Origin of the sequence: Aquimarina rhodophyticola (assembly GCF_042434915.1) — a bacterium.
GTDB lineage: Bacteria > Bacteroidota > Bacteroidia > Flavobacteriales > Flavobacteriaceae > Aquimarina.
This window is the reverse complement of record NZ_CP170198.1, coordinates 2,565,280-2,575,891: the sequence shown is the minus strand read 5'-3', so window position 1 is coordinate 2,575,891 and position 10,612 is coordinate 2,565,280. Positions and strand designations below refer to the sequence as shown.

4 protein-coding genes are annotated in these 10,612 nt (G+C 39.5%); all 4 read right to left on the bottom strand.

Annotated features, from left to right (window positions below; all coding sequences use genetic code 11):
• Window positions 1–13 precede the first annotated feature (13 nt).
• On the bottom strand, window positions 14–3,019 hold the full coding sequence (locus tag ACE939_RS11135) for a T9SS type A sorting domain-containing protein (RefSeq protein WP_378185655.1): 3,006 nt from the start codon (window positions 3,017–3,019) through the stop codon (window positions 14–16).
• A 4-nt stretch (window positions 3,020–3,023) separates the two neighbouring features.
• Entirely contained in the window at window positions 3,024–5,105 is a 2,082-nt protein-coding gene (locus ACE939_RS11130) for a fibronectin type III domain-containing protein (RefSeq protein WP_378185654.1), read from the bottom strand.
• 10 nt (window positions 5,106–5,115) lie between these two features.
• Complete coding sequence (locus tag ACE939_RS11125; protein WP_378185653.1) at window positions 5,116–9,843, bottom strand: hypothetical protein; 4,728 nt, start codon at window positions 9,841–9,843, stop codon at window positions 5,116–5,118.
• 328 nt (window positions 9,844–10,171) lie between these two features.
• Window positions 10,172–10,603: a hypothetical protein gene (locus ACE939_RS11120; RefSeq protein ID WP_378185652.1), complete on the bottom strand. Its 432-nt coding sequence runs from the start codon at window positions 10,601–10,603 to the stop codon at window positions 10,172–10,174.
• Window positions 10,604–10,612: the final 9 nt, after the last annotated feature.

The window sequence follows — 10,612 nt, the reverse complement described above, 5'->3', positions numbered from 1 at the left end:
AATTATTTAAAATTCACTCTACCACAATCTTCCTAACATAATTTTTTTCGGGAGACTGTAAGAGTAGTAGGTACACGCCTGTGGATAAGCTTCCTTTAAGATTGAGATCAACAAGGTGTATTTTTTCTGCTGTACTTGTTTGAGAATAGAGTAATGCATTATTCACCATACTAAATAGTTTAATATCCACTGGTGCTTCTTGCTCAAAAGTTAGGTCTATGGTAAAATCTCCTTGAGAGGGATTGGGATAGAGGCTCAACTCTGAATTTCCATTATTCTTTTTATCAAAAGAAGCGGCGCGTACTTCGATAGTTTTGGTAGCAAAAGCTTCGCATGCGCCAATAGTTGTTTTCATAACAAGTTCATACGTTCCAGCCTTTTCAAAAGCAATTTCTGCATAGCCTTGCGAACTCTCAGTAACTATTGCTTCTTTAGGTACTAGCCATTCTACGGTATCGGGCAGCGGATTACTTACATCTACTAGGATAAAGCTTTCTTTAGCAAAAAGATCAGAGGGTACGACAAATTCTGGCAGTATAGGTTGATCCAATACAACTACATCAATACTACTGGTAATCTCACATCCTAGGGCTGTAGTTACAATTACGCTATACAGTCCAGTTTTGTCAATAGTGATCTGGGAATCTTGACTGCTAAATCCATTATCAGCTTGCCATACATAGTGCGCCATAGGATCGCTAATAAAAGCATCGACTGTATGGGTTTGATCTTTACATAATACTTTGTTGTTGCCGAGATCTACATTATAGATCAGCGAAGGATCCTTAATAGTTACAATACGTTGAACAAAAGGATTGATGAGTTCACACATATTCTCATCGATAATATTTAAGGTATACACTCCGCGACTTAAATCACCCACCGTAACGCCCATGCTATTATGAGGTATATTTTCTATGACTCTTTGAAATGCAGGATCTCCTTCTTTAAGAAGTTCTAAGATATAGGTGCCAGTTCCCCCCAGAATATCAAAGGTCATACTTCCTGAGGCTTGTCCTATACATTGAGCTTCCTCTAGGGTAATGTTTTGAATAAAGAAAGGTTGTGGTTGTATAATCTCGATTTCGGTTGAGAACACCACAGGATTGGTATTCTGCGGATCTTCCGTATTATCTGCAAGCTGTACTTGATACACCCCCCCAGAGAGCATGGTTGACTCAAAAGTCTGTGTTTCTTCAAGCACTACAGGCATTCCATAAGCTCCAAAGACATCTAGTTCGTTTTTACGTAGTAGTTGATATTGATAAGGCGGAATCCCTCCGGTAGCTTTAGCACTAATCGTACCATCATCATTAGTGGCGTCATTATCTCCACAGATTACATCGGTGTTAAGCAGCGTATCAAAAACTAGCGGAGGAGGCTCACTTACAATAAATTCGGAGCTTTCCGTACAGCCATTACCATCGGTAATATCGAGGGTGTAGGTAGCAGCAGGCAAATCTTGGAGATAGATCTCAAAGGTATTTATATTTGGATTCGTTGTAGTTGCAGGCGGAATGGTAACCACAGGATCACTGCGCCAGCTATACGTATAGGTAGGTCCGCTACTCACGGGCGTGCCTCCTTGCACAGTTGCGATGATGGCTCCATTAGCACGTCCTGCATAGGTTGCATCTGTGCTAGATCCATTGATAACAATAGCAGTGGCGGGACTGATGGTTTCTGTAGTAGAGGAGTTACCTCCCGATGTTCCTACACAATTTCCAGCATCTGTTAGCTCAATGGTATAGCTTCCCACATCGATATTAGTAATTGTAACAGTATTTCCCAAAAATGCAACCCCATCACCTCCATTAATGATATATCGATAGGGCGGAGTTCCTGCTTGATTAGGCACGGTAATGGTAATACTTCCTTTGGTTTCTGTTCCTTGACCATCGATACAAGGCGCATCAGAAGAAGTGGTAGAAAACGTGAGGGGATTGGGTGTACCAACTGTTATATCATATGGATAGGTTTCAAAGCCTTGCGGTTGGTTTCCATTTTTTCGATATTGATATTTGATACGGTATGCTTTAGCAGGTACTGGATATGATAGATTATCATCTTTAGGTTTCCAGTCATATACATAATGTGTGTCTGCCTGTCTAAACTGATTTCTACTAATAAACGTTTGATGTTGAGGGCCTAAAATACCATTACTCTCTATTGGATATAATTCGAGATCAATATGATCATTTGTATCAATCAGCTCATCAAAGTATAAGCTAAACCATCCATCCTCATTGCCTGGACAACTTACATCTTTGGGCTCTACCAGTTCTAAAAGGGGAGCACAGGGAGAATATAAAATTGTATACGTTGATGAAAACGCCCTGCCGCGTCCTAATCTAAAATAAATGTTTTTACGCAAATAATTTCGATGATTAGCTCCTATAATCTCCTGCATGGTCGCTGTTAAGCTATAAGTGTCATTATACGGAGTTGCTACACTCGTCCAATTCATATTATCCAACGAATATTCCCAGTGATATGCTTCAATAGGAAATCGCCCGTTACCAGAGGTAGGTAAACCATTTAACACCAATTGATCCCCCATACATATAGTGCCGGCTGGAGATATTCCTGAAGGGACTTGGGTAATCCTCAAATTGGGTTTAAAAGAAGATATACGGACAAATCCATTACAGGAACTAACTCCTAAAGAAGAATTTACGATCAATTGTTCTCTAGTTCTCGTATCAGTTTTATTAACTTGACAATCTTTTCCACCTCTAAAACCTTCACAACCAGCATCTAAGTTAAGAGAAAAAATTTCGTAATTGGGTAGAGTATAATTATTTGTATTACCAATATTTCCAAAACTATTTCCAGCAATATTAAAGGAATCTATAAAATACGTTTCTTCGCTATCTGAAAGTGCATTGAAAGTCCAATGAAAAGAGGCGGCGTGACAATCATCAGATGATGCACTATAGGTAACGCTAACAGAATATGTCTGACTAAAAGATTTAGAACAAAACAATAAAAACACTAAAAAACATACTACCTTCTTCATACTATCAATATTTTAATTCAACCGAGCTCCACTTAGAATACCTTCCATCTTCAAAAACTGCACGAATCCTATAGGTGTAGGTAGAGTTAATGGTAAGCTTTGTATCAGTAAATAGTTTGGTGCCTTTGGGTAAAACTTTGTATAAGGTAAGGGGTGCTTCATTTACTTTACGATAGAGTTCGTACGAGGTGATTTGCTCTCCTTTTGTTCCCCAACTCAAAACAATCGATTTATCAAGAGTATTTATTGCTCCATATAAACCGCGAATACTATTTTTTGGTCCAGTACTAGAGACACGCAAAGAAACTGGCGATCCCGGTTGAGATTCTAAGCCGCTCTCATCTCTGGCGATAATAATATAACTATACGAATTCCCTTCTTCAACATTGGTATCTTCATAGGAACGCTCTGTAAGATTAGTGGTTTGAAAGACTAACTGCCAATTGGGATCGCTTAGCCGCTTGCGATAGATATAGTGCGCAGCTACATCATCACTGGAACTATTTGCCCAGCTTAATTGTACGTTACCCTTAGCTGTAGTAAAGGTTTTAAATACCGGTGGGGTTGGCGGAATGATATCTGGTTTTTTCAGCACTAAAACCTCAGAAGCCGGAGACAGATTATAACGTTGATCCACCGCAATAATCTTATAATATACTTTGCTATTTAGACTTTTAATGTTGACGGTATCCACAAAAGTCGGTTTCATTTGTGGGGATTGGGTGAGTTGAGAGAATTCCTCTTTTGCCAGGTTTCCACGGAAAACGCGATACCCTAGCAAATCTTCTTCATGGTTCGCTTTCCATTGTAGGGTAACAACGCCTGTACTATCTACACGGCCTTCTAATTTTTCAGGTTTAGCTGGCGGAATTGAATCGACAGGTTGTACCAGCATGGTAAACGAATCACGATAATTATTATTTTTACCATTTGCCGTAATTTTGAAATAGTTTGATGCCCGCAGCTTTGTATAGCTTATTTTACGTGCCGTGGGTGGGATGTTCTCCACTACCGGAATGTAGGCACCACGATCTGTATCGGATCTTTTTAAGGTAAATCCTTTTATATCTACATTTCCTTCTTCAGGAAATTCCCAAGTGAGTTCAACTTCACTTTCAGACTTGAATGTTTTTGAGAGTAAATGGGGTACAAACTTTAGTACTTTCTTTCCTTCTCCGGTTACCACATTGGACATAGGGCCTACTTCTCCAAAAGAGGATACGCCTTTGATTCGATAAAAATATGCTTTGTCATTAACAATTGAATCAATATAGATCGTTCGATCGTTTTCTGATTTCTCTTTTTGGATAGCAGTATAGGGCAGATCTCCTAATTTGCTAAACCGTTCGCCGTCTTCTGAGCGTTCGATAATGTAACTGTTGTAGGTATTCTTTAACAAAGTAGAATTCCAAGAAAGTAGAGTACTGTTATCCTGAAAAATACCAACAAAATCAACGGGCTCTGGTAAGGGTTCATAATCAATGATACCCGTAAACACACCACCTTCTTTTATTTTTAACTCGGTAGTTGGGGTATTGGCGATTACTTTATAGAGATATTTTTCGTTAGGTTTTACAGCAGTGTCAATGTATCCTAATCCTGCTTTTTGTGCGATATTGAAATCTTGATCTGCCGCGTACAACCCAAAAGCAAAACGTTGCTGTGTTTCTTCAGCTTTATTAATTATCGAAGCTAAACCACCCCCGCCTTGTACCACAAAGCTTTCACCCCATAAGGCTTGTGCCATAGTAGCCCCAAAATCATTGATTTCGGATAAACTTTCCCACTCCATCATCGGTACGGGTTTAAAATTTTGACCAATAATTATTTTTTCTGGTTTAGGTAGCGTCTTTCGATCTCGCGAAATGGTATAACGCTCTAGTGTATACCCATAACGATTGCCTTTGACCCATGCGATGGGTGTATTGGCAACCCATCGTAACATAATACGATCTTCTTGTGGTCTTGAGATCACTTTTACTTCGTGCGTAGCTTCTTTGGTCTGGCCAAAAGTGAAGTGCTGAGTACCCAGGACTAAAAGGACTAAAAGGACCGATGTTTTATATGGTAACTTAAAAATTGACATGTTTCTTTAATTAATTTGGGTTCACATACATAAAGTTGCTTCGCGTACCTGCTTTTCCGCCCGGTAGTACATACTGGTATTTGGAGTTGTAGTTTCCTTGTTTTATATAAGGAAAACTACCATTGATGATGTAGTCATACTTTGCAACCTCAGTCGCATAGGTATCCAGATCATTTAAGTAGGCATTTACCACTTTGTATTGTATATCAATAAAATCTCGTTTAAAATAAATGGGTAAATTATAGGTATGTGGCATTCTAGTATTCAGAAAGTCACTGTTTGGCTGACTCTCGAGATACGAGTGATACCAGGTCAATTGATCCATCCCTTTTTTGGGTGGTAATCCCATGAGGGAGACATCCCGATCGACGGTCAATGAATCATTAATCGGATAATCCTTATACACCAGTGGATACACCTCTTCCTCATAATAGGTGTTGTTCGAAAGTATGGCTTCTACTTTTACCAATGCCTTACCAGCCGAATATTGATTACCGGATAATTCAACCTTGTCAAAAGGTTCACTTTTACGCACCACTGCTTTCAGCTTATGTACATCTGCGTAGATGATTTCACGTAATGGAGACTTGAACTTCTTATCCTTCATTTTTGCGCTAAATGTATCGTGTTCGCTAGTAGCAAAATTGTAATTGAGCATTTCTATGGTCTCAGGATTGGTAGTTAATCCTTCAATCGTATTGCTTTTGGTTTCCATAGTATTTCCATTACCTACATCTTTGCTTTTATAATTGCTATTTACGCTTCCCTTGGCTGCCGCCGGAGGCAAAGTAAGTAACACCGCTTGATATTCCATGGAGTTTGACATTTCAGGTAAGCTGAAGTTTACTTGTTTTTGTCCTACGTTATAGGATAGGTTACTCTCTGTAGCTTTTTCATTGTCATCAATAAGATAAGCACGTTGCGCCCATCCGGCTTGTAATTGAAAAAGGTACTCTTGTCCTCGTTTTAATTTTATATATCCATTTGGATGTTCTTTTGGTAAAAAGTATTGCTGTTCAATTACGGGATAACAATATTCGATATTAGTTAATGGGATGTAATCGGGGGCGGTTCCCGTAGTAAAACTTAAACTTTCTTCTTCTTTTAAAATCTCTCCATTATGGGTTACTGGCGTCCATCGACCGTTTATTTTTTCTTCAAAACCAACAGATACGTATAAACGTAATTTTTTTTCTGGAGGTAATACTTCTGTCGAAGTGAAACTTAGCAAATCATTATGTTCATTTAAAGATTGTTCCCCTCTCACAATACGTCCAGAATCATCTTTTAACCAAAAGTCATCTAGTTTAAAACGGTATTCATGTACCTTATAATCCTCATCTTCTACACGAATGGTACTTCCTACTGGCATGTTAAATGAAACTTGTGGTACCGCAAATACATCGACATCACGCATATCTTTTCTAGGTTTGACATCGGCGATAATTTTTATATCACCCAAAGGTGATCCACTACTAATGATATCACATTCTTCTCCAAACTGCATTTCGAATCTAAAGCGTCCTTTTATCATTCCGCCTAGCAGATTATAATAACCACCAAGATAGCCCTTGATCCAAACCGGATTAGGTAATTTTGCTTGCATTAAGGTGGCGGCCCCGGCTTCGATTATAGGCATTCGTTTACGTTTCCCAAAGAGTTTAAAACTAATTCCCATTGATCCTTGAAGATAGACATAACTTTGACCGTTAGCATACCATCCATTGATGCCAATTTGACCACTACCTCTACAAATTGTGTTGCCATAATCCTTTACCATGATGTCAAAACCAAATCCTGCTTCAAACCGTGCATACAACATCAAAAAAGTCATGTCACCAGTATCGAATTGAAACTTGGATCCAAAAGCGATTCCCCGTCCGCCACGCAAAGCATTTTCATCCCGCATATAATCAAGTTCTGCGGCGTCCATGCCTAAAATCTTAGCAACCTGAGCTGGGGGTGGAGGAGAGGCAGGCATATAATCTCCCATCATAAAGTAACTTTTAGAAGTAAGAGCTACGCTGCCAATCCCTACTTTTAAACCTATAGGATCCGTGGGGGTTCCCACATGAATATACCATTTACTTGGACCAAAATGAACTACTGCCCAACCGGCACGTCCGCCAGCACCCACACCTTTGAACACTCCGCCAAAAACATCAATGTATAATTCAAAAGTACCGTGAAAAGTATCCTGTGTAAAGTCAAATTCTATAGCCACATATGCATTTAATCCTTTTTGACCAGCCATGGTAGCTGGATATATTGCTTTTGATGCTTCTATTAAGTTTGATTCCTTCAATCGATTTTCTACTCCATCTGGAAGTTGAGATTCATTATCAACGATACCTCCAAGATTTTCGCCTATCTCATCACCTGAATTAGTATACCCAGGGGGTTGCAACATATGCGCTTCCCCGTACAAACTTACCCGATTAATACCGCCATGCCGGTTGAAGGCAATTTCGAATCCAAAACCACCGTTAACAGCACTGCCACCTCCTGTGACTTCAAATAACATCATCGCTTTAACGCCCAGACCACTGTTTTCATCAGGAACATATTTTACACCAGAAGTACCGATGCCCATATTGGAACTATACCCATCTTTACGCATGCGATACGAAGCGCCGCCGCCAAATCCGGTGACGACAAACCCAGTGGGTATAACTAAGTGTAGCCCTTCTACTAATCCATCTACATACCAATACCTAAAGGTTGTTTTACCAAAAGTTGCATTAATAGTAACGGCAATACCACCTTTAAAAGTTGCTTTAACTTGTCCGCTAAAACCATCGCCATAAACCGGATCATTTTCTCTAAACTCAACAAAGCCTTCGATTAAAAAACCGACATCGGCTGCAATGTCTATACGTCGTAATTTGATACGTTTAAATTTCCATTTCTCCAGGCCTTGATTTTCACCGAGTTCTCCTTCTACAGAGAGGCTGGTAGCACCACTAAAACCTCCATCACTATCCATTAAATTGATGGCAACGGTAAAATCAAGGGCTGCGATCTCCCCATTGGCACGAATCGCAATTTCTGAAATCGATGCTGGGAAACTTCCGACTTTTACTTCGCCTTTGTATCCGGCATAACCAATTTTTAATTTTGGGCTAACGGTTTGTAGTTGAAAATTTTCAAACAGAATCCCCTGAAAATCGGCGGTGGCGGTGGATGATTTCGACCCATTATTAGAGCCTTTAATTGCCATATTGCCATGTAAAATAGCTTTTGGACGAAATTTACCATCGTCTAATTTAAGCTCAATGATACTATTCTCAGTTATAGTTGCCCGGGCTTTAAAGAGGTCAAATCCTAGAGATTCTGTCGGCTTGGCGGTTAAGGTATACTCATTAGTTGATGCGTCTATCAACGCCGAGTAATTCAAAGCAGTAGTATCGCTTTTATCTGCACTTCCTCCCTGATAGGTTGAAACAGGAAGTACCATTTTACCGCCAAAACCACCACCAGCAAAGGTGCCAGCTACAAAGACCACTTTAAAACTATCTACCGAGAATTGCCATCCACCAGCCGTTCCTTTGTCCAACGGTAATACATTGTTGGCAGAGAAAGTACCCGACACTCCGTTGTTATCAATAATCAATCTTTCGGCACCAAAGCTGATACGTTTGCTGTTATTTTGTTCTTCAAATTGTTTAGGAAGTACCACAGTCAAAGATTCGACATATACTCCTTGCCAGATATCCTCTTCTCCCGAAATCAAATACTTTTCCTGATAGCCCTCCGGCCATTTGATAGCAGCTGAGTTACGTACGTCACTAAAATCTAGTACAGCGGTATTCACCTCAAAAATGGTATTTTTTAAAGAGGGGATTTGAAAACGTGGTAAATTGATCTCTACCAAAATATCGTTCCAGTCACTGGCTACGAGTTCAAAGCTGGTGGTTACTTTCTTTTTTATGTTGGTTTTACCAATAGTGGAGTGGTCAATCTCATTAGCTGCAGTAACAGGGAGTATTTTTTCTCGAGAAAATTCTACATTTGCGGCAATTCCTAATTCTTTAAAACCATCGCAATCAATGGTTACATAGGTTTTTTTATCAAGATTACCGGTTTTAAGATCATACCCACCTTGTAAGACCATCAATATACTTTTGCCTTGTAGCGGTACTGCAAAATCACCTAATAGAACTAAATCTGCCGAACCAAACAATCCACCTTTATGCGATAGTTTTACCCCGCTAGCACCAAAAAACAATTCTTTTTGCTGCCCGGTTTCATCAATTTGAGGCAACTTAAGACGTACAAAAATTTCTAACTCAGAATAGTCCTTACCCAACTTGATTTTACTCACTCCCATAATAAACTCAGAGCTACCAATCTCTTTTTTGATCCCTATGGGTAGGGTAACGGGGGTTTCTCCGGTTAAATAATCGGTTAAACTCTCCAAAAACTTATTTTCTGCAACCAACTCATCAATCACTGTTTTTGCTTCTGATCGCAAAGCGTTGACAGTCGTATCCATCTCAAAACGTGTGTACAGCTCATGCTGTGAGAAGTCACGAACCGTTGGCGCTGCGGACAGCTCCTTAAGTTGGGTGTTCACTGCCTGATCCAAGGCTCCAAACGACCGTTGTAACTGCACCGGTGGCAATACTGGCGTAGTGGTTTTGGCTGTGTTGGATTTCGTTTTTTCTTTATCACCGATACCGGCAAACGTTGTGCACGTAAGAAGTAAGGTAAGTATAAGTAGGTAGAAGTGTTTCATGCGTATTGGGCTTTGTTGGTATGTTGGTTTTTTATGTTTTTCTTTGTTGCTCGTTTGAAACGAGTTCTTTTCTGGTGCTCGTTTGTAACGAGTGCCTAATTTGCTATTTTATTTTTTATCATTTGTCGCGTTACAAACGCTTTTTTTTGTTTCGTCACTCGTTTCCGCTTCGCTCAAATGAGCGCCAGAGGGGTGCTGCTGATGGATTATGGAATTTATATTTTCTGCTCATGGTTTTATTATTCTATTTTATCTCAATCTTCTTACTCTTACCGGCACGAGCGAGACGCTCGCGCTAGCCGGGGGGTAAAAAGCCAAGCTGTTACACTTAGCTCGACTTATTCTTCAATTTGGTTATCTCATCAGTCATTTCGTTGCTCCATAATTTAGGAGCAGAGGAGTCATTTTTATAGGTTTCTAATAGCTCTTGAGAATAGTCCAAAATCAATTCCTTAAAAACTGCTTCTTTTAAAACTGTTTCTCCATAAACTTCATGAGATATTGTAATCTCACCCTCTTTAATACCGCCTACCTCTGATAATTCTTCTAAATCTTCCCAATCCAAATCTTTGTAAAATCTCAGAGATGAGACATGTGTGTAGTAACTTTTAGAACTACTAAAAGAGTCTAAAAATTTTGGGTAGCTAAATACGCCAATACTTAATAAAAAATACCTTAAGGGATCGTTCTTGGGTTCAAAATCTATGGTGACCATTAGGTCAGTCATATCAAACCGCTTATTTTCTATCAACCAATTCATTTAAAACTA